Source organism: Streptomyces soli (assembly GCF_003999195.1).
Taxonomy (GTDB): domain Bacteria; phylum Actinomycetota; class Actinomycetes; order Streptomycetales; family Streptomycetaceae; genus Actinacidiphila; species Actinacidiphila soli.
Window position 1 is genome coordinate 1 of record NZ_RJVR01000258.1, and the last position, 23812, is coordinate 23812.

23 protein-coding genes and 2 pseudogenes are annotated in these 23812 nt (G+C 72.0%); 13 read left to right on the forward strand and 12 right to left on the reverse strand.

All coding sequences use genetic code 11. The annotated features are described in order from the left end of the window. Positions 1 to 92: 92 nt before the first annotated feature. Positions 93 to 1193, reverse strand: coding sequence for an alpha/beta hydrolase (locus EFK10_RS26565; protein WP_127358195.1), 1101 nt, complete (start codon positions 1191 to 1193; stop codon positions 93 to 95). A gap of 158 nt (positions 1194 to 1351) precedes the next feature. Here EFK10_RS26565 and EFK10_RS26570 point away from each other — a divergent pair, with 158 nt between their 5' ends. Then, positions 1352 to 1810: a hypothetical protein gene (locus EFK10_RS26570; RefSeq protein ID WP_127358196.1), complete on the forward strand. Its 459-nt coding sequence runs from the start codon at positions 1352 to 1354 to the stop codon at positions 1808 to 1810. Positions 1811 to 1840: 30 nt separating this feature from the next. Here the strand turns inward: EFK10_RS26570 and EFK10_RS26575 are convergent, their stop codons facing one another. Continuing rightward, entirely contained in the window at positions 1841 to 2434 is a 594-nt protein-coding gene (locus EFK10_RS26575) for a TetR/AcrR family transcriptional regulator (protein WP_407647145.1), read from the reverse strand. A 99-nt stretch (positions 2435 to 2533) separates the two neighbouring features. On the opposite strand from EFK10_RS26575, the gene EFK10_RS26580 reads away from it, so the two are divergent. Both EFK10_RS26580 and EFK10_RS26590 read left to right on the forward strand, forming a co-directional pair. Then, complete coding sequence (locus EFK10_RS26580) at positions 2534 to 3355, forward strand: SDR family oxidoreductase (RefSeq protein ID WP_127358197.1); 822 nt, start codon at positions 2534 to 2536, stop codon at positions 3353 to 3355. 329 nt (positions 3356 to 3684) lie between these two features. Beyond that, positions 3685 to 4899: a glycosyltransferase family 39 protein gene (locus EFK10_RS26590; protein ID WP_240677471.1), complete on the forward strand. Its 1215-nt coding sequence runs from the start codon at positions 3685 to 3687 to the stop codon at positions 4897 to 4899. A gap of 43 nt (positions 4900 to 4942) precedes the next feature. Here EFK10_RS26590 and EFK10_RS26595 read toward each other — a convergent pair whose 3' ends face one another. Then, positions 4943 to 5152, reverse strand: coding sequence for a hypothetical protein (locus EFK10_RS26595; protein WP_127358198.1), 210 nt, complete (start codon positions 5150 to 5152; stop codon positions 4943 to 4945). Positions 5153 to 5298: 146 nt separating this feature from the next. Between EFK10_RS26595 and EFK10_RS47785 the strand changes: the two genes are divergently transcribed. After that, a complete protein-coding gene (locus EFK10_RS47785) occupies positions 5299 to 6789 on the forward strand; it encodes a hypothetical protein (protein WP_240677472.1) in 1491 nt (496 codons plus the stop codon). A 228-nt stretch (positions 6790 to 7017) separates the two neighbouring features. Here the strand turns inward: EFK10_RS47785 and EFK10_RS26605 are convergent, their stop codons facing one another. The 3 genes from EFK10_RS26605 to EFK10_RS26615 all read right to left on the reverse strand — a co-directional run bounded on the left by EFK10_RS26605 (position 7018) and on the right by EFK10_RS26615 (position 11887). Next, complete coding sequence (locus EFK10_RS26605) at positions 7018 to 9123, reverse strand: acyltransferase family protein (RefSeq protein ID WP_127358199.1); 2106 nt, start codon at positions 9121 to 9123, stop codon at positions 7018 to 7020. 135 nt (positions 9124 to 9258) lie between these two features. Further along, a complete protein-coding gene (locus EFK10_RS26610; protein ID WP_127358200.1) occupies positions 9259 to 9696 on the reverse strand; it encodes a DUF7919 family protein in 438 nt (145 codons plus the stop codon). Between the two features lie 61 nt (positions 9697 to 9757). Then, positions 9758 to 11887: a phage holin family protein gene (locus tag EFK10_RS26615; protein ID WP_127358201.1), complete on the reverse strand. Its 2130-nt coding sequence runs from the start codon at positions 11885 to 11887 to the stop codon at positions 9758 to 9760. Between the two features lie 119 nt (positions 11888 to 12006). Between EFK10_RS26615 and EFK10_RS26620 the strand changes: the two genes are divergently transcribed. Continuing rightward, on the forward strand, positions 12007 to 12813 hold the full coding sequence (locus tag EFK10_RS26620) for an MBL fold metallo-hydrolase (RefSeq protein WP_127358202.1): 807 nt from the start codon (positions 12007 to 12009) through the stop codon (positions 12811 to 12813). Then, complete coding sequence (locus EFK10_RS26625; protein ID WP_407647147.1) at positions 12810 to 13448, forward strand: DedA family protein; 639 nt, start codon at positions 12810 to 12812, stop codon at positions 13446 to 13448. The genes EFK10_RS26620 and EFK10_RS26625 overlap by 4 nt, the downstream gene beginning before the upstream one ends. Here the strand turns inward: EFK10_RS26625 and EFK10_RS26630 are convergent. The 3 genes and pseudogenes from EFK10_RS26630 to EFK10_RS26640 all read right to left on the reverse strand — a co-directional run bounded on the left by EFK10_RS26630 (position 13426) and on the right by EFK10_RS26640 (position 15876). Continuing rightward, positions 13426 to 14550 (reverse strand): aminotransferase class I/II-fold pyridoxal phosphate-dependent enzyme, encoded by a 1125-nt coding sequence (locus tag EFK10_RS26630; RefSeq protein WP_240677473.1) that lies wholly within the window; start codon positions 14548 to 14550, stop codon positions 13426 to 13428. The two genes, EFK10_RS26625 and EFK10_RS26630, sit on opposite strands and share 23 nt — an antisense overlap. Positions 14551 to 14720: 170 nt before the next feature. Next, positions 14721 to 15501, reverse strand: a pseudogene (locus tag EFK10_RS26635) (SigB/SigF/SigG family RNA polymerase sigma factor). 141 nt (positions 15502 to 15642) lie between these two features. Next, on the reverse strand, positions 15643 to 15876 hold the full coding sequence (locus EFK10_RS26640) for a DUF6158 family protein (RefSeq protein ID WP_127358204.1): 234 nt from the start codon (positions 15874 to 15876) through the stop codon (positions 15643 to 15645). A 139-nt stretch (positions 15877 to 16015) separates the two neighbouring features. On the opposite strand from EFK10_RS26640, the pseudogene EFK10_RS26645 reads away from it, so the two are divergent. The 3 genes and pseudogenes from EFK10_RS26645 to EFK10_RS26655 all read left to right on the forward strand — a co-directional run. After that, positions 16016 to 16288 (forward strand): annotated as a pseudogene (locus EFK10_RS26645) (DUF2795 domain-containing protein); the annotation flags it as partial. Positions 16289 to 16360: 72 nt separating this feature from the next. Further along, entirely contained in the window at positions 16361 to 16756 is a 396-nt protein-coding gene (locus EFK10_RS26650; RefSeq protein ID WP_127358260.1) for a CBS domain-containing protein, read from the forward strand. Between the two features lie 88 nt (positions 16757 to 16844). Beyond that, a complete protein-coding gene (locus tag EFK10_RS26655) occupies positions 16845 to 18329 on the forward strand; it encodes a bifunctional phosphatase PAP2/diacylglycerol kinase family protein (RefSeq protein ID WP_127358205.1) in 1485 nt (494 codons plus the stop codon). Between the two features lie 14 nt (positions 18330 to 18343). Here EFK10_RS26655 and EFK10_RS26660 read toward each other — a convergent pair whose 3' ends face one another. Continuing rightward, positions 18344 to 18754 carry an SseB family protein gene (locus EFK10_RS26660; protein ID WP_127358206.1) on the reverse strand — a complete coding sequence of 137 codons (411 nt, stop codon included), beginning with the start codon at positions 18752 to 18754 and terminating at the stop codon, positions 18344 to 18346. A gap of 364 nt (positions 18755 to 19118) precedes the next feature. On the opposite strand from EFK10_RS26660, the gene fes reads away from it, so the two are divergent. Genes fes through EFK10_RS26675 form a run of 3 tightly spaced genes read left to right on the forward strand, consistent with a single transcriptional unit; the run spans position 19119 to position 20849 of the window. Beyond that, positions 19119 to 20351, forward strand: a complete 1233-nt coding sequence (fes, locus tag EFK10_RS26665; protein WP_322973410.1) for an enterochelin esterase — start codon at positions 19119 to 19121, stop codon at positions 20349 to 20351. Positions 20352 to 20361: 10 nt separating this feature from the next. After that, positions 20362 to 20637 (forward strand): maleylpyruvate isomerase N-terminal domain-containing protein, encoded by a 276-nt coding sequence (locus tag EFK10_RS26670; RefSeq protein WP_407647148.1) that lies wholly within the window; start codon positions 20362 to 20364, stop codon positions 20635 to 20637. After that, positions 20634 to 20849 carry a hypothetical protein gene (locus tag EFK10_RS26675; protein ID WP_127358208.1) on the forward strand — a complete coding sequence of 72 codons (216 nt, stop codon included), beginning with the start codon at positions 20634 to 20636 and terminating at the stop codon, positions 20847 to 20849. Before EFK10_RS26670 ends, EFK10_RS26675 begins: the two co-directional genes overlap by 4 nt. Positions 20850 to 20859: 10 nt before the next feature. On the opposite strand, the gene EFK10_RS26680 is transcribed toward EFK10_RS26675, so the two are convergent. Continuing rightward, entirely contained in the window at positions 20860 to 21837 is a 978-nt protein-coding gene (locus EFK10_RS26680) for a pyridoxal-phosphate dependent enzyme (RefSeq protein ID WP_240677474.1), read from the reverse strand. 147 nt (positions 21838 to 21984) lie between these two features. Here EFK10_RS26680 and EFK10_RS26685 point away from each other — a divergent pair, with 147 nt between their 5' ends. Then, entirely contained in the window at positions 21985 to 23214 is a 1230-nt protein-coding gene (locus EFK10_RS26685) for an acyltransferase family protein (protein ID WP_127358210.1), read from the forward strand. Here EFK10_RS26685 and EFK10_RS26690 read toward each other — a convergent pair. Continuing rightward, positions 23211 to 23786 carry a TetR/AcrR family transcriptional regulator gene (locus EFK10_RS26690; RefSeq protein WP_127358211.1) on the reverse strand — a complete coding sequence of 192 codons (576 nt, stop codon included), beginning with the start codon at positions 23784 to 23786 and terminating at the stop codon, positions 23211 to 23213. The genes EFK10_RS26685 and EFK10_RS26690 overlap by 4 nt on opposite strands. Between the last annotated feature and the right edge of the window lie 26 nt (positions 23787 to 23812).

Genomic DNA, 23812 nt, shown 5'->3' on the forward strand with positions numbered 1-23812 from the left:
GCGCGCTGGTCGTCGGTCATCGTCAAAGGCGGAGCGATTCGGTACACACCTCAGCATAACAAACTACTGACAGTCATTTGAGAGTCACTACACTAGGGGACCGCCGGCGGCATCTGCCCGGCGATCCACCGCAGCGCGGTGGGCAGCATCGCCCGCCAGACACGGGTGTTGTGGCCGCCGCGCGTCAGCGTGAGCAGCCGGCTCGCCTCCGGGTCGCGCAGCTCGCTGAGCAGCGCCCGCGCGGCGTAGACCGTGTTGCCGTCCTGTTCGCTGCCTGCCATGAGGAGGGCGATGCCGGGCTGGCGCTTGGCGTCCCGCAGTTCGAGGTACGGATTGTTGGCGCGGGCCAGCGCCGGGTGACGGGTCACCAGCTGGGCGACCGGGGCGTTGTAGCCCGAAAGGCTGACGGCGGCGTGCAGCGTGTGGGGGTGGTGGAGCACGAGGTTGACCGCGCAGTAGGCGCCGGCCGAGTAGCCCATCACGGCCCAGTGCGCGGCGTCGGGGGCGACCCGGAAGTTCTGCTTCACCGCCTCCGGCACATCCACGCCGAGCCACGTCGAGGTGCGGCTGCCGTGCGGAAGGTCCGCGCACCCGGGGTCGACGTTGCCGAGGACGTTCATCTTCGGGGCCACGAGGATCATCGGCCGGACCTGGTGGGCCCGGATGAGCGCCGTCAGCTCCCGCTGCACCCCCATCGCCCCGAACCATGCCCGTGGCGTCCCGGGATACCCCGGCAACAGCTCCACCACCGGGAACGCCGTCCGCCGGTACGCCGGTTCGTAGTATTGCGGCGGCAGCCACACATCGACCTCCCCGGTGATGTGCGAGCGCGGCCCCGTCACCGTGGTGCGCAACACCCCGTTCTGCAGGGGTGTGAACCGCACCCGCCGTACGTCGGCGGCCACCGCGCCGCCCGCCACCTGCGGGCCTCTCCGTCCTGTCGCGAGGTGGACCTGGCCGTTGCCGCCGCCGAGCAGGTCCGTCCACGAGTCGTACAGCCCGTAGGTGTTGTTCACCCACACCAGAACCGTGAGCACCGCGGTCGCCTGACAGGCCATCGCCATGACCGCCCTGGCCACCACCCGCACCGGCAGCGGCCCCGGCACCCGGTTCCAGCCCACCACCAGCCCGGCCAGCGCGGCCACGACCAACCCGATCGTCATCCAGAAGAACGCCGTCCCCGTAAGACTCATGACACGCCTCTCCGGCATCCTGGCGTCCCGCCCCGTCCCGTTGCGTGTGCGCGGACACCCTTCGATCCAAGAGATGATGATTCCGCCCCCGGGGTTTCAGACAGAACTCCCCTCACTCCTTCGGCGCGTTGTCAGTGGCCGGTGCGATGATCTGTCGCGTGGGTGTTCTCTACGGCTATTACGCCGCCGCCGATGACCGCGACGCCGTCAGAGCAGTCGTCCGGGCCGATGACCAGCCCGTCGGGACGGGCTTCGACCAGTTCGTGATCAAGGGCATCGACCCGGCAGTCGAGTTGCTGCCCGCCGAAGCACTGATCACCGGCCGGGACCATGACGAGGTCACCGCGGATCCGCGGCGTTGCGCGCTCATCGGGATGGTCGGCGACGGCGAAGTGGTGGCGGTGTCGCTCACCGACACCTTCCGGGACGAGTTGGCCGGCTTCGACAGGACCATGCTGAATGATGTCGCGGTCGGGTGGGCCCGTTCTCCCCAGGCCTTCTACGGGACGCCGGACCCGGATCCGTACATCCTGGCGGACTTCCTGACCGACCTGGCCGGTCTCGCAACCCGCGCCCGCACCGAAGGTCACCGGCTGTACTGCTGGATCTGCCCCTGACGGGCCAACTCGGTCCGGGGCCGGTGCGCGTCAGGTCAGGGTGTCGAGCCAGCGGGTGAGGCGGGCTCCCTCGCGGGTCATGATCTCCGGGTCGCGCAGGGCGTTGGAGAGCAGGGACATGCCCTGGTAGGCGCCGACGAGTGTCAGGGCGAGTCCTTCGGGGTCGGCCAGGCCCATCCGGCGGTACTGCTGTTCCACCCAGGCCAGCAGCCGGCGGATGACATGGCCAACCGCGGGGTCGAGGCCGCCGTCGGTTCGCTTGCCGAGTTCGACGGCGAGGGTGCCTGCGGGGCAGCCGTAGCGGGCCGCGGTGTCGCGCTGGCCGACCCACGCCTCCACGAGGCCCTTGAGGCGTTCGCGCGGGTCGGGGAGCTGGTCGAGCCGGTCAGTGAGGGCCTTCAGGTGGGTGGTGTGCTCGGAGAGGGCGGCCTCGACCAGCTCGTCCTTGGTCTTGAAGTAGTAGTACACGTTGCCCACCGGGACATCGGCGGCGCGGGCGATGTCGGCGATGGTCGTGCGCTCCACGCCCTGCTCGTACAGGACCTGGGCCGCGGCGGCCATCAGCCGCTCCCGCTTACCGGCGGCCCTTCCCGTACGGGCGGGGGAATCCGTTGAGTTAGTCACCCGACTAACTATAGACAACCGGCGACCAGTCCGTGCTAGCGTCTGATTCAGAGGAGTTAGTCAGCCAACTAACTCATTTCTCGGAGTGGGGAGATCGACATGATCGTGGTGACGGGTGCGACCGGGAACGTCGGGCGGGCGCTGGTGCGGATGCTCGCCGAGGCTCAGGTGCCGGCGACGGCCGTGGCCCGGCACATCACCGAGGCCGACGTGCCGCCAGGGGTGCGGGCGGTGGCCGCCGACCTGGCCGATCCGGGCGGTCTGCGGGGCGCTTTCGCGGCGGCGGAGGCGCTGTTCCTGCTGGTGGCGGGCGAGGACCCGAACGGCATCCTGGACGTGGCGAGGACCGCCGGGATCCGCAAGGTGGTGCTGCTGTCCTCGCAGGGCGCCGGGACCCGCCCGGAGGCGTACCGGCACCCGGGCCAGTTCGAGGCGGCCGTGCGGGGGTCCGGGCTGGGCTGGACGATCCTGCGGTCGGGCGGGATCGCCACCAACGCCTTCGCCTGGGCCGAGTCGATCCGCACGGGACGGGAGGCCGCAGCGCCGTTCGGCGACGTCGGCCTGCCCTTCATCGACCCCGATGATGTGGCCGCGGTCGCCGCCGCCGTCCTGCGCAAGGACGCTCACCTGGGCGCCACCTACACCCTGACCGGCCCCGCACCGACCACCCCGCGCGAGCGGGCCACGGCGATCGCGGCGGCGCTGGGCGAATCGGTGCGCTTCACCGAACAGTCCCGCGAGGAGGCCCACAAACTGATGGCGCAGTTCATGCCGCTGCCCGTGGTCGAGGGCACCCTCGCCATCCTGGGCGAACCGACCGAGGACGAACAGCAGGTCAGCCCCGACGTCGAACACGTCCTGGGCCGGGCGCCCGGCAGCTTCGCCGCCTGGGCGGAGCGCAACGTCGGGGCCTTCCGCTGAGCACGCCGGTCGAGGACTTCCTCGCCGAGCCGCACGTGGCCACCCTGACCACCTCGCGTCCCGACGGCTCGCCACACGTCGTCGTGGTGCGCTTCACCTGGGACGCCCAGGCGGGGCTGGCCCGTGCGGACAGGCTCGGCCTTCGCCTCCCGTAACTGCCGCCCGCGGGCCGGAGGCCAGGGCCATCCGGAAGCATGAACGGCGCGACCATACGCCCCCACCGGATGCGGCCCGCCCCGCCGTCGAATCCCACGACGTGAGGAACTTCCAGCTGGTGGAACCCCGTGCCCCACCATTCCCTCTTGTAAGGCGAACAGGAGGAATTCGGCATGGACGACAGCCCCCAGGGGGTCATCGGCACAGCCACGCGGCAGCTCGTGTCGCCGCCGCAGCCCGCCGCGCCGCCCCGGGTGTGGTGGTGGCGTGCCGAGCTGAGGCGGGCAGCGCCCGCGCTGGCGTTGTTCGCCGCCGTGCGGCTGACGGGGGTGGTCATGGTGGCCATCTGGTCGCTGCACCTCCACCGGCATCCGCGTAACGTGCTCGGCCTGGAATGGGACGGCGGGTGGTACTGGCACATCGCCCGGTACGGCTACGGCACGATCGTCCACACCCCGGGCAGCAGCCGCGTCTACAACGACCTGGCCTTCTTTCCTCTTTACCCGGGGCTGGTGCGCACCGTGAGCACGGTGCTGCCGATCGGCCCGGTCAACGCGGCGCTCGTCGTCTCGTGGGTCGCCGCCGCCTTGGCCGCCTGGGGTGTGTACGCGATCGGCGAGCTGCTGCACGGACGACGGGTCGGCATCGCGCTCGTGGCACTGTGGGCGCTGCTGCCGCACGCCGTCGTCCTGACGATGGCGTACACCGAGTCCCTGATGACGGCCTTCGCCGCCTGGGCGCTCTACGCCGCTCTGACCCACCGCTGGCTGACCGCCGGGACCCTGGCCGCGCTGGCCGGGCTGTGCCGCCCCAACGGCGTCGCGGCGGGGGCCGCCGTCTCCGCGGCCGCCGCCGCCTACCTCTGGCAGCGCCATCGCGTCGGCGAGCCCACCGTCCCGCGCGCCTGGGGGGCAGTTCTACTCGCCCCCGCCGGGTGGGTCGGCTATGTCGCCTGGGTGGGATTCAAGACGCACAGCCCCGCCGGCTACTTCCAGGTGCAGAGCCGATGGGGCTCGAAGTTCGACTTCGGCCACTACACCCTTTTCATGCTCAAGCACCTGATCACCGGCCACGACACCCTGGTCGTCTATCTGACCGCCGGAATCGCCATGGGCTCCGTCCTGCTGTTTCTCCTGGGCATCCTGGACCGGCAGCCGGTGGCGCTCATCGTGTACTCCGCGTTCCTCATCACGATGGCCCTCGGCGGCGCCCACTTCTTCACGAGCAGACCGCGGCTCCTGCTGCCCGCCTTCCCTCTCCTGCTCCCACTCGCCCTCGCCCTGGCCCGCGCCCGCCCGCGCACCGTCGCCGTCCTGCTCACCGGCCTGGCCGGGTTCTCCTTCTTCTACGGCACCTACCTGCTGACCGTTTCCCGGCACCCCCTGTGACGGCTTGTAGCTCCCTGCGCCCTGGATCCTGAAGCGGGTCCGGCTACCAGGCGTCCGGGCCGCCGCCGCGCCATTCGATGAGCTCGGGGTCGGTGAGGGTCGAGTCGTCGGCTTCGAGTCCGGCGCGGCGGAGGAACTCCACCAGGTCGGCGACGCCTCGCGCGGTACCGACACGCTCGCCCCGTACGGCCACCCGGCGGTGTCCGTTGAGCGCCGGATACACGATCACGGGCGGGGGCGCGTCGGGGTTCATGGGGCCAGCCTTGCGGGCCGTCGGCGATGCCGCAATGGCAGGGGTCCACCGGATGCCGCGCGCGAGTGGCCGGGGGTGGCGGGCGCTGCGAGCGTTTGGGGGGGTGCCGGGTCGCCGGCGCCGGTGCGCGGTGAGGAGGGGCCAGGGTGTCCGATCACCTATTCGACCGAACGAGGCCCGCCGCACCGCGCACCCGGGCGGCGGGCGAGCGGGTGCCGCGTGCCCTGCCCTGGCTCGCCGGGGTGAGCGTGGCCTACATCCTGGTCCAGCTCGCGCTGGTGGTGCCGGGGTCGGGGCTGGGCTGGGACGAGACGGTGTACACGAGCCAGGTCAGCGGTTCGGTCCCGGCGGCCTTCTTCAGCGCGCCGCGTGCCCGGGGCATCACGTTCCTGGCCGCGCCGGTGGCCGAGCTGACAGGATCGACGCTTGCCCTGCGCGTGTGGATGGCGCTGCTGTCCGGGGTGGGGCTGTTCGTCGCGCTGTGGGTGTGGCGGAAGCTGCTGCCGGTACGGGTGCTGGCGCTGGCCGGGGGGCTGTTCGTGGGGCTGTGGATCACCCTCTACTACGGGCCGCAGGTGATGCCCAATCTGTGGGACGCGTACGGCGTGCTGGTGGCCGTCGGCTGCTTCCTGCGGGCGGTGCGGGACCGGGCCGACCGAGCTGCCGTGGTGGGCCTGGCGGCGGGGGTCGCGGTGGCCGGGCTGATGCGGCCGCCGGACGCGGCGTGGCTGGCGATGCCGCTGGTGGGTGCCGCGCTGTTGGTCCGGGAGTGGCGGCGGCCCGCGCTGCTGGCCGTGGTGGCGGTGGGCTTGGTGCTGGGGTGCGGGGAGTGGGTCGTCGAGGCGTTCGTACGGTATGGGGGGCTGGCGGAGCGGCTGCGGCTGGGTAGCGACATCCAGGGCGGCATGGGCCGGCACTTCGCCGTGGACGATCAGATCCGGGCGCTGGACGGGCGGGCGCTGTGCCGCCCGTGCGACATTCCGTGGCGGCACCGGATCACGTCCGTATGGTTCTTCGCCCTGCCGGTGGTTGCGGTGGCCGGCGTGGTGGCGGCGCAGCGGGCCGGGCGCCGGGCCACGGCGCTGCTGCCGCTGGTGGTGGCGGCGTTCCTGGCGGTGCCGTACCTGTTCCTCATCGACTACGCGGCGCCGCGGTTCCTGCTGCCCGCGTACGCCCTGCTGGCGCTGCCGGTGGCGGACTGCCTGTGGTGGGTCGTCACCGGTCCCGGCGGCCGGCTGCGACTGGTGGCGGCGACGCTCGTCGCGGTCGCCCTGTGCGGGCACCTGGCCGTCCAGTTCCGCGTGCTGACGCACATCGTCCACAACAACCGGGTGCAGCGCGCCGCGAACGACTCCATCGCCGACCGCCTACGGGAGGCCGGGGTGCGGCCGCCCTGCATGATCACTGGTGACTCATCGGTCCTGATCGCCTTCTACGCCGGCTGCGCCTCCCGGGCGATGGGTGGCGCCGACGCCAGCATCACTCCGGCGGGCGTCCGGGCCGTGGCCGGTGACAAGCCGGTGGCCATCCTGCTGAGGGAGGGCCAGCAGCCTCCTGCCTTCGCCCGTCAGTGGCGGGTTGTGCAGCTGCGTGACGGCGTTTCGTTCCGGGGCTACCGCGCCTACGTCTCGACCTAGCCAGTGGCTCGTGGCGCAACCTGGACCGGCTCGCGACGTGCCCCCAGGCACCGCACCTCGCTGCGTTGTCGCATCACCCGAGTACACCCAGTACGAGAGCGATCTCCCCCAGCCTTCGGCCGGTGGGGGTCCCCCCGGCCGAAGGCTGGGGGACCCCCACCGCCTTGCGATGCACGGCACCAGACGCCGCTCGTTACCCGGCCAAGGTTGCGCGACGAGCCACTGGCCTCAGTGCGTCAGGTCCGTACCGAAGAGTGCGGACAGCCGCTGGCCGAGAACGGGAGCGATGGCTTCGGCATACGACTCGGCCATGTGGCTGTTGTCGCGATAGGCCACAGTGTTTCCCACCACCACAGGACAGTTGCCCGCAGGGCTGCACAGCCAGGGCACGGGGTCGATCACCGAAGCGTGGGCCAAGGTTGCCGCGTTCCTGGTCGCGGTCCTCCGGGACGCGTCCTGGATCGCCTTGGACGCCTGATTCGCACAGCTCTTGAGCTTCAGCGGATGCGCGGCCGCACAGTCGACCGCGTCCACCTTCGGCCACGGAGTGTCGAGGAGAGCGGCCACCCGGGTGCCGGAAGTCCCGAGCCTCTGGAAAGTGTTCCGGAATCCGTCCGTCCAGCCCTGAAGGGAATTCTTCATCGGCTGTGCGGGGGTGCCGGCCTCCGAGGACGAGACGATCACCAGGGCGGGGTGGAGCCCATTGATCTTGGCAATCGCCTTGTTACGCCAGGTGTCACAGGATGTGTACGGATTGCCGTTTCTAATGATGGTCACCGCGGCCGTTTTGCAGGATGCCTTTGTCAGCGATACGAGTTTCCAACCGCGCTCCAGCGCGAGCCGGTTCATCGCCGGAAACCACTGAGCCGCGTGGGAATCACCGAAGAGCACCACGGTCTTTTTCGAGGAGGTGTCTCCGTAGACACAGGGGGGCGTTTGTGTGCTCACGTAGTTCAGATGGCATCCGTCCTGATAGACCGCGGACTTTATGGCCTTGATCTTGTCGAGTGACGGCGTGAGGTTTCTCGGCAGGCGCGTTGGGGACGTTTTCAGGAGTTCCGTCAACCGCGCCTGCGGATCCGGCGCGGCGGTGAGGGTTGCTTTCAGCCCGGCCGCGGACCCGCCGGTGTTGACCGACGGGGGAAAGGCCGCCGCGACCAGGGCGATGGACGCGGCCCCTGCCGAGAGAGCGAGACCGAGCCACAGCGCCCGGCCGGGCCGGTCCAGCCGGTTGCGGAATGCCTTGTGGAAGCGCACCGGATTCTCGACCAGGCGGAGCGTCACCCACGCCAACGGCAGCGCGGCCGCGCTGAGCAGAAGGGCGAGCGGAAGGCTGTTGGGCATCTTCAAGGCCATCGGTCCAATGATCAGAAGTGGCCAGTGCCACAGGTACCAGCCGTACGACAACCCGCCGAGCCACACCGCCGGTCGCCTCGCCAGCAGCAGTCCCGCGCCCAGTGGAGCGGGTGCACAGCCGCCGGCCAGCACCAGCCCTGCGCCCACAACCGGCAGCACCGCGTCATACCCGGGGAAAGGCGTGTTCGGGCCGAAGACGAGCGCCGACAGCACGATGCAGAGTAGCCCGATCCACGTCATCGGCGCCGCGATCCTCGGTGACAGCCGCTCCAGCCGGGCCACGGACAGCGCCAGCAGCGAACCGACGCCGAGCTCCCAGATACGGGTCTGCGAGCCGAAGTATGCCCAGGGCGCCGAGGTCTGCGTCGTCGACACGCTCAGCCCGAACGACACCAGGCAGAGCACCACCAGCGGCGCCGCCAGAAACCCGCGCCGCCGCGCCACCTTCCAGCTGAGGAGAAGGAGCACCGGCCACACCAGATAGAACTGCTCCTCGACGGCCAGCGACCAGAAGTGCTGGAACGGTGAGGGCGGGCTCCCCTGTGCGAGATAGTCCGTGCCATTGATCGCCAGCCGGAAGTTCACGGCGTACAGCGCGCTGCTGAGCGCGTCGCCCGCGTACTCGGTGAAGCGAATCTTCGAAAGGAACAGCCAGGCGCCGCCAAGTGTGGTGACGATCACAAGTGTTGAGGCGGGCAGCAGGCGCAGGGCCCGGCGGGCGTAGAACTTCCGGATCGAGATGCCGTCTGAGGCGGATATCTCACGCAGCAACAGCGAGGTGATGAGAAAACCCGAGATCACGAAGAAGACGTCGACCCCGACATAACCACCGCTGAGCAGGCTCACCCCCGCGTGGGAGAAAACAACCAGCGAGACCGCCAGGGCGCGAAGCCCTTGAATGTCCAGCCGAAGCGTGTGTTGTGCGGCATTTCCTTCGCGCGGCGAGTTGCTGAGCCCGGCAGGCGCCGCGCTCAGCATCGACGGGCCCGAGCGCCAGTGGTTGAAGTCGTCACGGAATGGAAGACGGGCTGAATCAGTGAGGGTTCACCGTGCCATGGTGAGAGTTGGTTAAGGGCCGCCTACCGCTACGCCGCGCCGCCCGCCGCCCGCCGCTCAGAGCGAGTGCGCCACGACCCGGCCCGCCATGACGGCCTCGACGAAGGCGGCGGGCGGGGCGTAGCGGTGGGCGGTGACGTAGTGCACGACCAGGTCGGGGGCGATCAGCCAGGTGCCGGGGGCGGCTGAGCGGAGGCGCAACTCCCCGTGGCCGACCAGGATTTCCTCACCATGGCGGGAGACCTTGACCGGGTAGGGGCGGCCGCCGGTGCCGAAGAGCCGGCGGGGGCAGAGCAGGCAGCCGTGCCAGCTGCTGGTGACGGCGCTGCGGTGGTCGCGGGTGAGGGCGAAGAGGCGGTCGGCGAAGGCGCCGTCGGGGTCGGCGGTGGGGTGGTCGTGGGCGGGGTGGAGCCAGCCGACGCAGGAGGCGGAGATGCCGGGAGGAATGGTTTCGGTGAAGTAGCCGTACGGACTCAGGTCCTCGTAGTACGCCATCGCCGGCCTCCCCGCGCGCCCCGTTTGCGGCGCCCAGCGTCCACGCAGGCGCGGTGGCAGGTCAATAACCCATTCGGGCCTTGCTGCGGCCGGGCGTCCGCGCGTCATCCGTATGGACCGTACGGCTGCTGCCGTGGTCGCTGTGCCGCAGCCACCCCCGGAGCACCGCGTGCACCGCCTCGGCGCCCACCAGGCGCTCCTCGGGGCCCTCGAGTGCGTACGGGTGCATCAGGAAGGCGCGGCTCTGGTCGCCGCCGAGGCCGCCGTGTGAGCCGACCTGCTCCTCGAAGGCGTGGACGGCGCCAGTGGCCGGGTCGCACGCGGAGTTGACCATGATGTCGGCGGCGTGCGGGAAGTCGGCGGTGCGCCGCACCGCGGCGGCGGCGCCGGCGCCGGCGCCGAAGGGGGTTAGCGGGTCGGTGCCGGTGACGCGGCCGGTGTCGAGCTCGTGCTCGCCGCCGCCGGGGCCCAGGACGAGGGGGCCGCGCAGTTCGCTGCGTACGAGGACGAAGCCGACGCCCCGATGCTCCGCCAGGGTGCGCAGCAGGGCGGGATGGCGGCGGTCGATGTCCTCGCGGGTGGCCCGGCCGGGGATGTCAGGGAAGCTGATCAGGCCGAGGTTCCCGGAGGCCAGCACCACCGGGTCCGACACCGGTCCCGCGCACTCGGCCTCCTCCTCCGCCCGCCACTTGTGCTCCGGGCGCCGTAGCGCCGCCCGCGCCGCCGTACGGGCTTCGGCGCCGCTCGCCGTATGCCTCGCGCGGCGCGACACCGGCAGCCCGCAGCCCGCGCGGACCAGGTCCTTGAGGCGGAGGCCGTACGCGCCGGAGAAGGTCTCGCCGTGGCTCTGCCCGTGGTCGGACAGCAGCACGATGCGGTACGGGCGGGGGGCGTAGCGCGAGGCGTCGGCGATCAGGCGGATCATGCGGTCCAGGCGGGTCAGCACGCGCATCGCGTCGGCGCTGCGCGGCCCGGAGTGGTGCGCCACCTCGTCGTACGCGACCAGGTCGGCGTAGACGGCGTTGCGGCCGGCCAGCATGTCGCCGATCACGGCGGCCACGGCGACGTCCCGTTCGATGACGGTCGCGAAGGCGCGGGCGAGGGGGTAGAGCCCGCCGCGCTTCACGCGGGGACGGTCGCGGCGCACGAAGCGCGATGTCGTCGACTCGGCGATCTCGCGGGCCCCCTCGGCCAGGAAGGAGGCGGCGGTGCGGACGGCGTTGGCCGGGTCGGAGAAGTACGCGAAGTAGCCGGTGCGCGAGCGCGTCAGCCGGCCGCGCCCGGACACCGACATCACGAGCGCGAGCTGCTCCGCGCCGCCGCTGAACAGATTCCCCCGGCTCGCCCCGCCGCCGGCCAGCAGTCCCCGGTCCCCGGTGCGGGCCACGGCCCGGCGCTCCAGTTCGGCGGCGCTGGACGGACGGTTGCAGACGATCAGCTGCCCGGTTTCCTTCTCGTACCAGCGGAAGGCCGGCACGTCCTCGTTCGTCCCGTGCAGGATGCCGAGCTGGCTGGCGCCGGTCTGGCTGCTCCAGTCCGTACGCCACGGTACGAGGCGGTGGCTGGAGTCCAGCCACTCGGCGACCGTCTCCATGGCGGCCGGGCGGGCGCGGCCCTTGCAGTGCGTCGGGCGCACCGCCTCGCGCAGCACGTCGTGGCCGACCCCGTCGAGCTGGAGGAACACGATCCCGGGCGGTGGCGGCGGGCTGACGTCGGCCGCCACCCTGCGGCTCCCCCGGCGCCCGGCCAGTCGGGCCAGCCTGCGGCCGTACGCCTCGTCGTCGCGCATGGCGAGCGTGGTGCTGGTCGCCGACGAGGTCGCCGACATCGCGGCGGCGATGAGCACGGCTGTCACCGGGGTCACGTCGCCCCGCCACTCCGGCGCGATGCGCAGCGCGATCAGTAGCAGCGAACCGTTCAGGAAGAACACCAGGCCGCCGAGGACCAGGGCCGGCACCAGGAGCAGCGCCCGGACCAGCACCGGCCACACCAGCGCGCTCAGCAGTCCGAACGCGCCGGCGCCGACGGCCGCGGTGACCGCGATCCGCGTCGGGCTGTCGCCGCTCGCCGACTGGATCCTGAAGTCCGGCAGGATCCCCGCCAGCACGGCCATCGTCGCCGTCGCCACCGCCCACACGGCCAGTACGCGGCCGATCGTGCGGCCCACTGACCGCCACCGACGCAAGTTCATGCCTCCAGCCTGGCCTATTTTCCGCCGCGCCGTGGGCCGGGGGCTTCGCGCATGGTTTCGGGTGGCTGCGGGGGTAGGGGAGGAACACCCGGCAGCGGCCCCGGGGCATAGGCTCGGCGATGAAGCGAGGAGGCGGTGTGGTCAGCGAGGCGGCGGTCGGCGTCACCTGGTGGGGACATGCGACGGTGACCGTGAGGGACTCGGGGGTCCGGGTGCTGACCGATCCGCTGTTCGCGCCGCGGTTGGCGCACTTGCGGCGGCGCGGGGGGCCGGTGCCGCCGATGGCCGCCCTCGCGGCGGATGTGGTGGTCGTATCGCATCTGCACGCGGACCACCTGCACGTGGGCTCGCTGGCTCGGCTCGCGGACGGCACCCGCGTGCTCGTGCCGCGCGGCGCGCACGACGCGGTGCCGGCGCTGCGGCGACTGCGGCGGCTGGACGTGGTCGAGGTGGGCCCAGGCGACGAGGTGAAGGCGGGCCCGCTGACCGTACGGGCGGTGCCGGCGGCGCACGACGGGCGGCGGTTGCCGTTCGGGCCCCGGCGGAGCCCGGCGCTGGGATACGTGATCGAGGGTGAGGCCAGGACGTACTTCGCGGGGGACACCGGTCTGTTCGACGCGATGGCGGAGGCCGTCGGGCCGGTCGACGCGGCGCTGCTGCCGGTGGGCGGCTGGGGGCCGTTCCTGGGCTCCGGGCATCTGGACGCGGGGCGGGCGGCGCAGGCGCTGGCACAGCTGGGGGCGCGGGCGGCGGTGCCGATCCACTACGGGACGTACTGGCCGATCGGAATGGACGGCGTGCGGCCGCATGAATTCCATTCCCCGGGTGACGAGTTCGTACGGATCGCGGCCGGGCTCGCCCCGGAGGCTCACGTGCACAGGCTCGACCACGGCGAGAGCGTGGAGCTGGGAGGGGCCGCCCTGTGATCGCCTTTCTGGCGGAGCAGACCTCGACCTCCGCCGACTCCACCCAGCAGGTGGTCGGCTATCCGACGCTCTTCTTCCTGGTGGCCCTCGGCTCGCTGGTGCCCGTCGTGCCGACCGGTGCGCTGGTGAGCGGCGCGGCGGTGGTGGCGTTCCACCGCCAGGACGCGCCGGTCGCGCTTGCGCTGGTGTTCGGGACGGCGGCGCTGGCCGCGTTCATCGGCGACATGGCGCTGTACTGGCTCGGCCACCGGGGCGTGCACTCCAAGAACGGCTCGCGGTGGCTGAAACGGCTGCAGGACCGCGCCGAGCCGGGCCGACTCGAAGCCGCCCAGCACAAGCTGGAGGAGCACGGCGTCACGGTGCTGGTCCTGTCCCGGCTCGTGCCCGCCGGGCGGATCCCGGTGATGCTGGCCTGCCTGCTGTCCGAACTGCCGCCGCGCCGCTTCGCCCGCGGTGACATCCCGGCCTGCCTGGCCTGGGCCGCGGCCTACCAGCTGATCGGCGTCCTCGGCGGCTCGCTCTTCCCCGAGCCCTGGGAAGGCGTCGTCGTCGCGGTCGTCCTGACCCTCGCCGTCACCGCAGCCCCGCAGGCCTGGAAGTGGCTGGTCACCGTCACCCGTCCGACAACGCGCTGAGCGCCTCCCCCAACTCCCGCAGCGCCGCCGCGACATGCGGCACCGCCGACGGGTCTTCGGCGCGCAGGGCCGCCCGTCGCTGCTCCTCACCGGCGCCGCACAGCGGGCCGACGTCGATCCGTACCCGGGGCGCCGACTGGTCGTCACCGAACCGGTGGCCGCCGAGCACCGGCCGCCCGAGCCGCCGGGTCAGCCACTCCTCGACGCCGGCCGCGTCCCGCTCGGTGCGCAGCGACGCCAGGTCCGCGTACAGCTGGAAACCGCACTCCGGCGGCCGGCACAGCGCGCCCGACCCCGTCACCGCCTCGTGCGCGGCCGCGCCCAGCGCCGCGTGCAGCCGCTTCGCCGCGTCCGTGTACGCCCGTACGTCCTCCGGCTCGCCCAGCGCGTACGCGGCTGCCCACGCGACCGGTTCCGGCAGCGCGACGACGGCCGCCAACGCCTCCGTACGCAGTCGAGCGCCCTCGTCGGTCGAGGGGAAGCGGGCGATGGCGGTGGGCCAGGCCTGCGGCACGAGGGAGGCGCCGAGGTCGGTGAGCACGACGGTGCGGTCGGGGAGGATCTCGGCGGGGCTCAGCAGCACGACTCCGTGCCGGACGGTGTCGCTGTACGTCTCGTCGGAGACCAGCAGCAGCCCCGCCTCGGCGGCCGCCTCGCACACCTCGTGCAGCGGCTCGGGCGGCGTGACCGTGCCCGTCGGGTCGTCGGCGGCGGACAGCACGAGAGCCCGCGGGTCCGCGCCCTCCTCCCTGGCCCGCCGGACCGCCTCCAGCAGCGCGAACGGGTCCGGGGCCCCGCCGCCCTCCGCCGGGGTCTGCACGCGCAGCGTCCGGCGCCCCAGCATCCGGCCCGGCACGGTGTGCCATGCGGCGGCCGGCCGGGCCAGGACCACGGCGTCCCCGCCGATCGCGGTGAGCACCGCGAGCAGCAGCGCCTCCCCGCCGGCCGCGGCGGCGGTCTGCGAGGGGTCCGTGTGCAGGCCCCGGCGCTGCCAGTACGTCGCCGCTGCCGCGGTGATGTCCTCGGTACCGGCCGGCGCCGCCAGGTGCGGGGCCCAGTACGGCGGCGTCGGCAGGCCTGGGTCGGGCCATGCAGCCAGCATCCGCGCTCCTTCTTTTTTGAGGCGAGTTGCCGCCGCTGCGCTTGTGGGGGTCCCCCCGGCCGAAGGCTGGGGGAGTACCCCCATTTCGACAGCGGCCGCTCCGCTTTGGCTCACTCGCCCCGTGGGCACCGGTTCCGACCAGCCTTGCACCGGCGCGCGCCCGGGGCACTTCAGGCTTCGGACAGGGCCTGCGCGCGGAGGGCCGCACAGGTGCGACTGATGAGGCGGGAGACGTGCATCTGGGAGATGCCCATGATCTCGGCGATCTGGCTCTGCGTCATGTCGTCGAAGAACCGCAGGTAGAGGATCTGCTGCTCGCGCTCGGGGAGGACGCGCAGGCAGGGCGCAATGGAGACATGGTCGACGACCGTGTCGAGGCTGGGGTCGGCGTGGCCGAGGGTGTCGAGGAGGGCCTGGCCGGCGGCGCCGGGGAGTTCGGCGTCGAGGGACATGGTGGCGTAGCTGTCGAGGGCTTCCATGCCCGCGTTGACCTCGTCCTCGGTCATGCCGCTGCGTTCGGCGATCTCGGCGACGGTGGGGCAGGCTGCGTCCGCCGAGAGTGTGGGTGAGCTCCTGACGGGCGGCGCGGACACGGTTGCGCAGTTCCTTGACGCGCCGGGGCACGTGCATGGCCCACAGGTGGTCGCGGAAGTGCCGTTTGACCTCGCCGACGACCGTGGGGACGGCGAAGCTTTCGAAGGCGGTGCCGCGCTCGGGGTCGTAACGGCCGACGGCCTTGACCAGGCCGAGGGCGGCGACCTGACGGAGGTCCTCGGCGCTCTCGCCGCGGTTGCGGAAGCGGCCGGCGAGGCGTTCCGCCACGGGGATCCAGGCGGTGACGACCTCCTGCCGGAGGGCGTCCTTCTCGGGGCCGTCGGGGAGTCGGGCGATGCGCCGGAAGGCCTCCGCGGTGTCCGGTGCATCGTCGTGCGGATGTGGGCGTGTTGTCATCTCCGTCTGCGCCTCCTGCGGAATGGGGGCGTCCGGACAGGTTGGCGGGGGCGTCGGGGTCGCGCGGCTCGGGGGCCCTCTCGTCGACGGGGAAGATCCGCTGTGCGTTCATACGCTGCGGCTACTCGGAAGGGCGTCGCGCTAACTGCGCTCCCGGGCGCCCTCACGCGTTCTTCCCGCGAGCACGTCGCGGTGGGGGTGACGGCGGAGGTACTCGGCCTCCAGCGCGGTCATGCGCGTGGTGTGGGCCTCCAGGGCCGAGGGCGAGCCGTGGAGAAGGGTCTCGTGCCGGGTGCGGTGGACCGTTTCCAGCTCGTGCAGGAGTTGCCGTTCGTCCAGGTCAACGGGGTCGACGCCGCCGTCATTGGGGCTCATGGGCTGCGCATACCCCAGAGGGGCGGATTCATCCCCCGCCACCGGGTTAGGCGAAGGACGACCGAGAACCCGAAAGCTGAAGGGAGGAGTCATCGTGCAGCGAGGCAGTAACCGTCTCAGCGTCCACAAGGACGAGGAGATGAAGCACGAACTGGAGGGCCTGCTGCGCTCCGGACATCCCACCCGGACCGAGGAGTGGTACGACCCGGAGCCGGCGGCCGACGACGACCCGGGGGTGGCGGGCGGCCCGGAAGGGGCCCAGCTGAACATCGAGCTGGCGCGGCACCTGACCCGCAAGACCTTCCCGGCCAAGCGCAACACGCTGGAGCGGGTGCTGGAGGGCAACCACGCGCCGGATCCGGTGATCGATGCCGTGAGCCGGCTTCCTGACGGCGACCACAAGTACCGGAACGTCCAGGAGATCGTCACGGCCCTGGAAGCCGTTAGGAGGCGAAAGCCCGTGGCAGAGCTGGTGAAGGACGTCATGACAGCCGGGGTCGCCGCGGTGCGGCCGCAGGCGTCGTTGGTGGAGGTCGCGACGTTGATGCGTGACCAGGACATCGGCGATGTGCTGGTCGCCGAGGGCGACCGGGTGGTCGGGGTGGTCACCGACCGGGACATCGCGGTGCGGGCGGTCGCCGACGGGGTCGACCCGCACTCGGTGAGCGCGGCCTCCGTGGCCAGCGGCGATCCGGTGACGGTGACCCCCAGGGACACGGTGGGCGAAGCCGTCACGCTGATGCGGGAGCACGCGGTGCGCCGCCTGCCCGTCATCGAGGACGGCCGGCCGGTCGGCATCGTCAGCCTCGGCGATCTCGCGGAGGAGCGGGACCCGAACTCGGCGCTCGCAGACATCAGCCGGGCGCAGCCCGACAGGTGAGCCGAACGTGTGACGTGGGCGGGTGAGACCCGCCATGCGGCCCCGGTTCCGACACGTGAACGGGCCTCATGCGGGTACCCGCACCCGCATGAGGCAGAAATTCAGTAGCTGGGACCGGACGCTGTTCCATCAGGTCGCCACCCGGCAGTGGCCGGCCGCCGAGCGGGTGCTGCCGAGGCTGAGCCGCAGGGCCAACCACGGACTGCTGTGGTTCGGCGTCGCGGCCGGCATCGCGGCGGTGGGCGGCCGGCCGGGGCGGCGGGCGGCTCTGCGCGGGGTGGGGTCGCTGGCGCTGGCGTCGGCCACGGTGAACACCATCGGCAAGGGGGCCGTGCGCCGGTCCCGGCCGCTGCTGGACGCGGTGCCGGTGATGCGGCAGCTGCGCCACCAGCCGGTCACCACGTCGTTCCCGTCCGGGCACGCGGCGTCGGCGGCCGCCTTTGCCGTGGGCGTGGCGCTGGAGTCACGGCGGTGGGGGGCGGTGGTGGCGCCGGTGGCCTGGTCGGTGGCTTTTTCGCGGATCTATACGGGCGTCCACTACCCCAGTGACGTGGTGATCGGCACGGCGATCGGCGCGGGCGCGGCCCTGGCCGTACGCGGTGTCGTGCCGACCCGCCGGGATCTCGCGGTGCCTGCGCGGCCGCGCGCGGACGCGCCCGCGCTCCCCGAGGGGCGTGGGCTCTTTGTCGTCGTCAACGAGGCGTCCGGGCCGCCGGCACTGCTGGTCACGCCCACCGAACGGCTCAAGGGCGCCCTGCCGCAGGCACAGGTGACCGAGCGTACGGAGGACGACGACCTGGCCGAGCTGCTGGAGAAGGCGGCTCAACGGGCCGTCGAGCAGGGCGGGGCACTGGGCATCCACGGCGGTGACGGCAGCATCAACCTCGCGGCGACGATCGCGCTCCGGCACGGCGTACCGCTGGTGGCCTTCCCCGGCGGTACGTACAACCACTTCGCCCGGGACCTGGGCATCGAGACCGTGGACGACGCGGCTCGGGCGGTCGAGGAGGGCAGCGCGGCCGCCGTCGACATCGCCCGCTTCACCTCGCAGGACTCGGGGAACGCCGAGCCGGTGCCGTTCCTCAACACCTTCAGCATCGGCGCCTACCCAGAGCTGGTGCGCTACCGCGAACGCTGGGCCCGCCGCACCGGCAGCTGGCCCGCCGGGATCCTGGCGGCCCTGCACGTCCTGCGGACCTCGCAGCCGATCGACGTCGTCATCAACGGGCACCGTCGCCCGGTATGGCTGCTCTTCGCCGGGAACTGCGCCTACCGCGGCGTGGGCCTGGCCCCCGTCCGGCGCCAGAACCTCGCGGACGGCCTGCTCGACGTGCGGATCGTGGACGGTGGCCCCTTCGCCCGTACGCGGCTGATCGCCGCCGCCATGACCGGCGGCCTGGCGAACTCACCGGTCTACTCGGCCGCTCTGCTGCGGCGGCTTCGGGTCAGCGGAATGGCCGCGGGCGCGCACCTCGCCTATGACGGCGAGGTGGCGCCCGCACCCACCGAACTGGTCCTCGACAAGGTCAACGAGGCCCTGACCGTGTACCGACCGGCCACCGACGCGACCTGATCCGACCGGCCGGGCTACTGACTGGACAGGCCCGCCAGCGCCCGGACGCCCTCGCCACCGATGGTGAGGGTGTCCGGCGAGCCGGCGTCGATGGACAGCGTCAGCTCGTCCGAGGGCCAGCTGCTGCTGAGCACCGCGAGCGGCACGATGCGGTAGCTCTGCGTGGTGGGCAGCGCCTGGGTCAGCCGTACCTCGTCGGTGAAGACCGGGACCAGCTTCGTGCCGTCCTCCTGCTCGTAGACCGGCAGCTGGATGGCCTGCTCCTCCGGGCCGCCGCCCGAGGCATCGGGCTCGCCCGGCACGGGCAGCAGGACGTCGCTGACGGCGAGCGTGCTCAGCGCCGCGGCGTTGTCACCCCCCACGGCGATCTCGTGCAGCGCACGCTGCGCGGGCGGCAGGGCGCCATTGGGGTTGCTCTCTGTCATGGCCGGTTCCTCCCAGGTGCGTTTTTTACTACTTCGTACGGGGGTTGAAGGGGCCACTTACCCGAAGATGCGCCAGACATGCGTCCCGAGGAAATGAGGAAATAGGGATCGCGGAGGCCGGGGTGGGCGGAGCGTAGGGAAACCCCTCGCTTAGCGGCCGCCCCCACGGGTAGGCAGACGCAAGGGTGCCCTCCGCTTAACCTGCCTGACAGGTAAGGTGACCCTCATTTTAGATTCTCTTTGCCATGCTTGCCATGCCCAGGTCTCATCGCGGAGGGTTGGTTTGTCGATCATGCTGTCTGCCCCATGGGGCCCGCCGACCGAAGTGCCGGGCCACCCACCCCGCGCCCCGCGGCCGGCGCCTGTGGAACGCGTACGCAGCCCGAGAATCACCGCGCTCACCGAAGCCCCCGAGAAAGCACCGGACTTCTGGCGCGCGGTCGAGGCCGAGGGCACGCCGCTCGTCGAGCCCATCGCCGGGGACCCCGGGCATGCCGCCGTCACGTTCCTGTGGCGCGGCGCGGCGGCCACCACGCGCGCGGTGCTGGCGCTGCCCAACAAGCTTGCCGATCCTGCTGAGTTGACCGGCAACCTCATGTCCCGCGTACCGGGCACGGACGTCTGGCACTGGACCGTCCGCATGCGCACCGACTGGCGGGCGACGTACGCGCTATGCGTGGACGACGACCCGGCCGCCGAGGTCCCCCGGGGCCCCGCCTACCTGCGGTGGCTGCACACCCGGCCGCGCCGCGACCCGCTCAACCGGACGTCCTTCCCCCGCCGTTGGGGCGGCGAGCCGCTGTCGGTCGTTGAACTGCCGGACGCGCCGCGCTCGCCGGCCGCCCACTGGGAGAGACGGCCGGGCGGCCGCCGCGGCGAGGTCGCGGTCCACACCATGCGCAGCGCCAACCTGCGCAACTGGCGCCGGGTCTGGACCTACGCGCCCGCCGGCTACGCGGATCTGGCCGACCTGCCGGTCCTGGTCCTGCTCGACGGTGAGATGTGGGGGCCCGAGCTCGGTATCACGACCCTGCTCGACAACCTGATCGCCGACGGAGTGCTTCCGCCGCTGGTCGCCCTCATGCCGGACTCGCTCGACAGCGACACCCGCTGGGACGAACTCACTTGCGACGACTCCTTCGTGGACTACCTCACCCGCGAACTCCTCCCCTGGGCCGCCGGCCGCTGGCCCGTCACCGCCGACCCCTCCCGCACCGTCCTGGCCGGCCAGAGCCTCGGCGGCCTGATGTCCGCGTACGCGGCCCTGCGCTGCCCCGAGCGCTTCGGCAACGTCCTGGTCCAGTCCGGCTCCTTCTGGTGGCCCACCTGCCCGGCCGACCCGGCCCGCGGCGAGGAATGGCTGACCAACCGCCTCGAGGCCACCCGGCGGCGGCCCATCCGCTTCCGCCTCACGGCCGGGCTGCAGGAGTGGGTCGTGCTGCCGGCCAACCGGCGGCTGCGGGACGTGCTGGTGGCCAAGGGGTACGAGGTCGACTACCGCGAGATCAACGGCGGCCACGACTATGTCTGCTGGCGGGAGGAGTTAGCGAAGGGGCTGGTCGCGATGCTGGGCGGCGTTGTCGTAGGCGGGTGGTAGAAAAAACCGCATGATGCCGACGCCTGAGCCACTGCCCTCCTTTGCTGACCTTCTCACCCTGATCGACGACCGCTCCGCCGCCTTCCGCAAGGCCCTCGCCGGCGCGGACCCGGCCGCCAGGGTGCCGAGCTGCCCGGACTGGTCGCTGCGCGATCTCGTCGTCCACCTCGGCGAGGGGCACCGCTTCTGGGCCACCGTCGTAGCCGCCGGGCCTGCCGACACCCGCCGAGCGCCTGGCGCGATGTGGCAGCGCGCGCCGCCGCGCCCCTCGCCGAGGTCGAGGTGATCTGCTCGGACCCCGCCGAGCACCGCCGCCGTGCGGCGGCCCGCACCGTGGATATCGCCGGTCTCCCGCTGCCCGACTGGCAGTCGATCACTACCCGCGCTTACGAGTCGTGGGACCGCGACCGGATCGTCGTCGACACCGCCGGCCGGCGCGTCGAGGAGTGCCTCGGCGAGCTGCGCCGCGCCCTCGGGCCGCCCGTGGCCGGCTCGTAGGGCGGCGCTGTCAGCCGGTCGCCTCGGAGAGAATCTCCGTGAACCGGCTCAGGCCGACATTGCCGCCGGAGATGACCACGCCGATGCGGGCGGGGAGCGGGTCGAGGCGGCCGGAGAGGAGGGCGGCGAGGGCGGCGGCACCGCTGGGCTCGATGACGATCTTGAGCCGTTCAAAGGCGACCGTCATGGCGGCGCGGATGTCGTCGTCGCTGACCAGCACGATCTCGTCCACGAGGCGCTGGTTGACGGAGAAGGTGAGTTGACCGGGGGTGTCGGCCGCGAGGCCGTCCGCGATCGTTCTCGCGACCGGTACCGAGATCCGCGTATCCGCCGCCAGCGACTGCTTGGTGTCGTCGGCCTGCTCAGGCTCGACGCCGACGACGCGGATGTCCGGGGCGAGGGCTTTGGCCGCGGTGGAGCAGCCCGCCATCAGGCCGCCGCCGCCGATGGGAGCGAGGAGCGCGTCGAGCGGACCGGTCTCCTCGAGTAGTTCCAGGGCTACGGTGCCCTGCCCCGCCATCACGTGGGGGTGCTCGTAGGGCGGGATGAGGACCAGACCGCGGTCGGCGGCGATCTTGTTGCCGAGCGCGACCCGGTCGCCGTTGTAGCGGTCGTAGGTCAGGATCTCGGCGCCGTAGTCCCGGGTGGCCGCCAGCTTGCTGGCCGGGGTGTCCTCGGGCATGAGGATCACGGCGGTGGTGCCGGCGATCCGGGCGGCCAGCGCGACTGCCTGTGCGTGGTTGCCCGACGAGTAGGCCGCGACGCCTCGCCGGAGCTGGTCGGGGCTGAGCCGTGAGACGGCGTTGTAGGCGCCCCGGAACTTGAAGGCGCCGATGCGCTGGAAGTTCTCGGCCTTGAGGTAGACCTCGGCGCCCACGAGGTTGTTGATCGTGGTGGAGGTCAGGACCGGTGTCCGGTGGGCGACTCCGTGGATCCGCTTCTGCGCCGCCCGTATGTCGTCGATCGTCAGAATGCCTTCGGAGCCCAATGCTCGTCCCTCCACTACTCGGATCGCCTCATTTCCCCGGTAATCGCCGCGGCGGTGTGACGTTCCCCACCTACCTGGAATGAAACGTAACGGACTGGCAAGCCTCCCCCTCATGCAACAAATGGAAACCGCACGTCAGGTGGCGTCATGACGACGGCGACCGGGGTGACCCGGACGCCGCAGGCGCCGTCGAACACGGCCGAGGCCGGACCCGAGGCCGAGGCCGAGTCGTCAATTCCCGCCCCCGGCGCGGCCCCTGCCCGGGCCCCCGGACGGGGCACCGCTGCGGTGCCCTCGCTGCCGTCCTTGACTGGGTTGCGGTGGATGGCGGCGCTGCTGGTCTTCGGGCTGCATGTGCGTAACTTCGGCTACTTCGGTGGCACGGGCGCCCGCATCGCGACCTGGGGATTCGGGGCCGGCGCCACCGGGGTGTCGTTCTTCTTCATCCTGTCCGGCTTTGTCCTGATGTGGTCCGCCCGGCCGGGCGACCGGGTGCTGGGCTTCTGGCGGCGGCGTGTCGCCCGGATCTACCCGGTCCACCTGGTCACCGCCGCGATCGCGCTACTCATGGGATTCACCCTGGCCCACCAGCCGAAGCCCACCCTGCACCAGGGCCTGGCCAACGTGCTGCTGGCTCACTCCTGGTGGCGCCCCTGGTGGCAGACGCTCGACCCCGTCAGTTGGTCGCTGGCCTGCGAGGCCTTCTTCTACGCCGTCTTCCCGCTGCTCGCCTTCCTGCTGCGCCGCCTCGGCGCCCGGGGCTCGGCCGTGCTGGCCGCGGTGTCGGTGGTGGCGGTTCTGGTCCTGGCCTGGGCGGACGCGCACCACCTGATGAGCCAGCCGGTCACTTCCTTCCCTGCGGCGCGCCTCCCCGAGTTCGTCCTGGGTGCCGCCGTCGCCCGCCTGGTGCTCCTCGACCGTTGGCGTGGGCCCAGCCTGGAGGGCTCGCTCGCCCTGGCGATCATCGGCTACTTCCTGGTCCCCCAAGTCACTGCCGGGTACCCGACCAACGCCTGCACCCTCATCGGCTTCACCCTGCTCATCCCGGCGGCGGCCGTCGCCGACATCCGCGGGCTGCCCTCACTGTGGCGGCACCGGCGGCTCGTGCGGCTGGGCGAACTCTCCTTCGCCTTTTACATGATCCACCTGCTGGTGCTGCGCGCCGGGACCAATCTGCTGGGCAGGTCCCCGCACTTCGGCGTCCTGACCGGACTGGCCGCCACCGCCACCGCGTTCGCCGTGGCGCTGGGTCTGGCCTGGGCCCTGTACGAGGGCGTCGAATCCCCCGGCAGGCGTCTGCTGTTGCGCCGCCGCCGTTCCGCGAAACTTTCGACGCCGGCGGCGCAAGAAGACCCGGCTGCCGTACGGGTCGGCTAGGCCCTGTCCGGTGCGGCGAAGCGCAGGCCGTCGATGACCAGATCGAGCAGTCGCGCGGCCCGCGCCTCGCCCTCCTTGCCGGGGCTGACCCGCCACAGAAAGCCCAGCATCAGCAGCACGTCGTCCGGGTCGACGCACGGCCGGATGCTGCCGTCGTCCTCGCAGGCGCGCAGCAGCGTGGTGACGGCCCCGACGATCGGCCCGTACGTCTCACCCACCAGGCCGTCGTCGGTGAGGGCGTGCAGTACGTCCGACAGGCCGTGCTTGATCCGCCCGTAGTACGCGAGCCGGTCGAACCACAGCCGCAGGGCCTCCAGCGGAGGGTGCTCCGCGAGCAGTTCGGGCGCGTATGCCGCGAGCCGCTCCACCTCGTGGCGATAGACCGCCACGATGAGCGCCTCGCGGGTGGGGAAGTGCCGGTACAGCGTCCCCGGGCCGACGCCGGCCTTCTTGGCGATGGAGTTCAGCGACGCGTCGCCGGCGGCCGTGAGTGCCTCCCGGGCGACCTCGATGATGCGGGCGCGGTTCTGCCGCGCGTCCGCCCGCACGGGCTCGTGCCGCTGCTCGGCCATGCCGACTCTCCACCCTCTCGTCAGGG

Coding starts and splice junctions, on each gene's coding strand:
- EFK10_RS26565 (WP_127358195.1), bottom strand. CDS start 1,193: ATGAGTCTTACGGGGACGGCGTTCTTCTGGATGACGATCGGGTTGGTC.
- EFK10_RS26580 (WP_127358197.1), top strand. CDS start 2,534: ATGATCGTGGTGACGGGTGCGACCGGGAACGTCGGGCGGGCGCTGGTG.
- EFK10_RS26590 (WP_240677471.1), top strand. CDS start 3,685: ATGGACGACAGCCCCCAGGGGGTCATCGGCACAGCCACGCGGCAGCTC.
- EFK10_RS26595 (WP_127358198.1), bottom strand. CDS start 5,152: ATGAACCCCGACGCGCCCCCGCCCGTGATCGTGTATCCGGCGCTCAAC.
- EFK10_RS26605 (WP_127358199.1), bottom strand. CDS start 9,123: ATGCTGAGCGCGGCGCCTGCCGGGCTCAGCAACTCGCCGCGCGAAGGA.
- EFK10_RS26610 (WP_127358200.1), bottom strand. CDS start 9,696: ATGGCGTACTACGAGGACCTGAGTCCGTACGGCTACTTCACCGAAACC.
- EFK10_RS26615 (WP_127358201.1), bottom strand. CDS start 11,887: ATGAACTTGCGTCGGTGGCGGTCAGTGGGCCGCACGATCGGCCGCGTA.
- EFK10_RS26620 (WP_127358202.1), top strand. CDS start 12,007: ATGAAGCGAGGAGGCGGTGTGGTCAGCGAGGCGGCGGTCGGCGTCACC.
- EFK10_RS26630 (WP_240677473.1), bottom strand. CDS start 14,550: ATGCTGGCTGCATGGCCCGACCCAGGCCTGCCGACGCCGCCGTACTGG.
- EFK10_RS26640 (WP_127358204.1), bottom strand. CDS start 15,876: ATGAGCCCCAATGACGGCGGCGTCGACCCCGTTGACCTGGACGAACGG.
- EFK10_RS26650 (WP_127358260.1), top strand. CDS start 16,361: ATGACAGCCGGGGTCGCCGCGGTGCGGCCGCAGGCGTCGTTGGTGGAG.
- EFK10_RS26655 (WP_127358205.1), top strand. CDS start 16,845: ATGAGGCAGAAATTCAGTAGCTGGGACCGGACGCTGTTCCATCAGGTC.
- EFK10_RS26660 (WP_127358206.1), bottom strand. CDS start 18,754: ATGACAGAGAGCAACCCCAATGGCGCCCTGCCGCCCGCGCAGCGTGCG.
- EFK10_RS26670 (WP_407647148.1), top strand. CDS start 20,362: ATGATGCCGACGCCTGAGCCACTGCCCTCCTTTGCTGACCTTCTCACC.
- EFK10_RS26685 (WP_127358210.1), top strand. CDS start 21,985: ATGACGACGGCGACCGGGGTGACCCGGACGCCGCAGGCGCCGTCGAAC.
- EFK10_RS26690 (WP_127358211.1), bottom strand. CDS start 23,786: ATGGCCGAGCAGCGGCACGAGCCCGTGCGGGCGGACGCGCGGCAGAAC.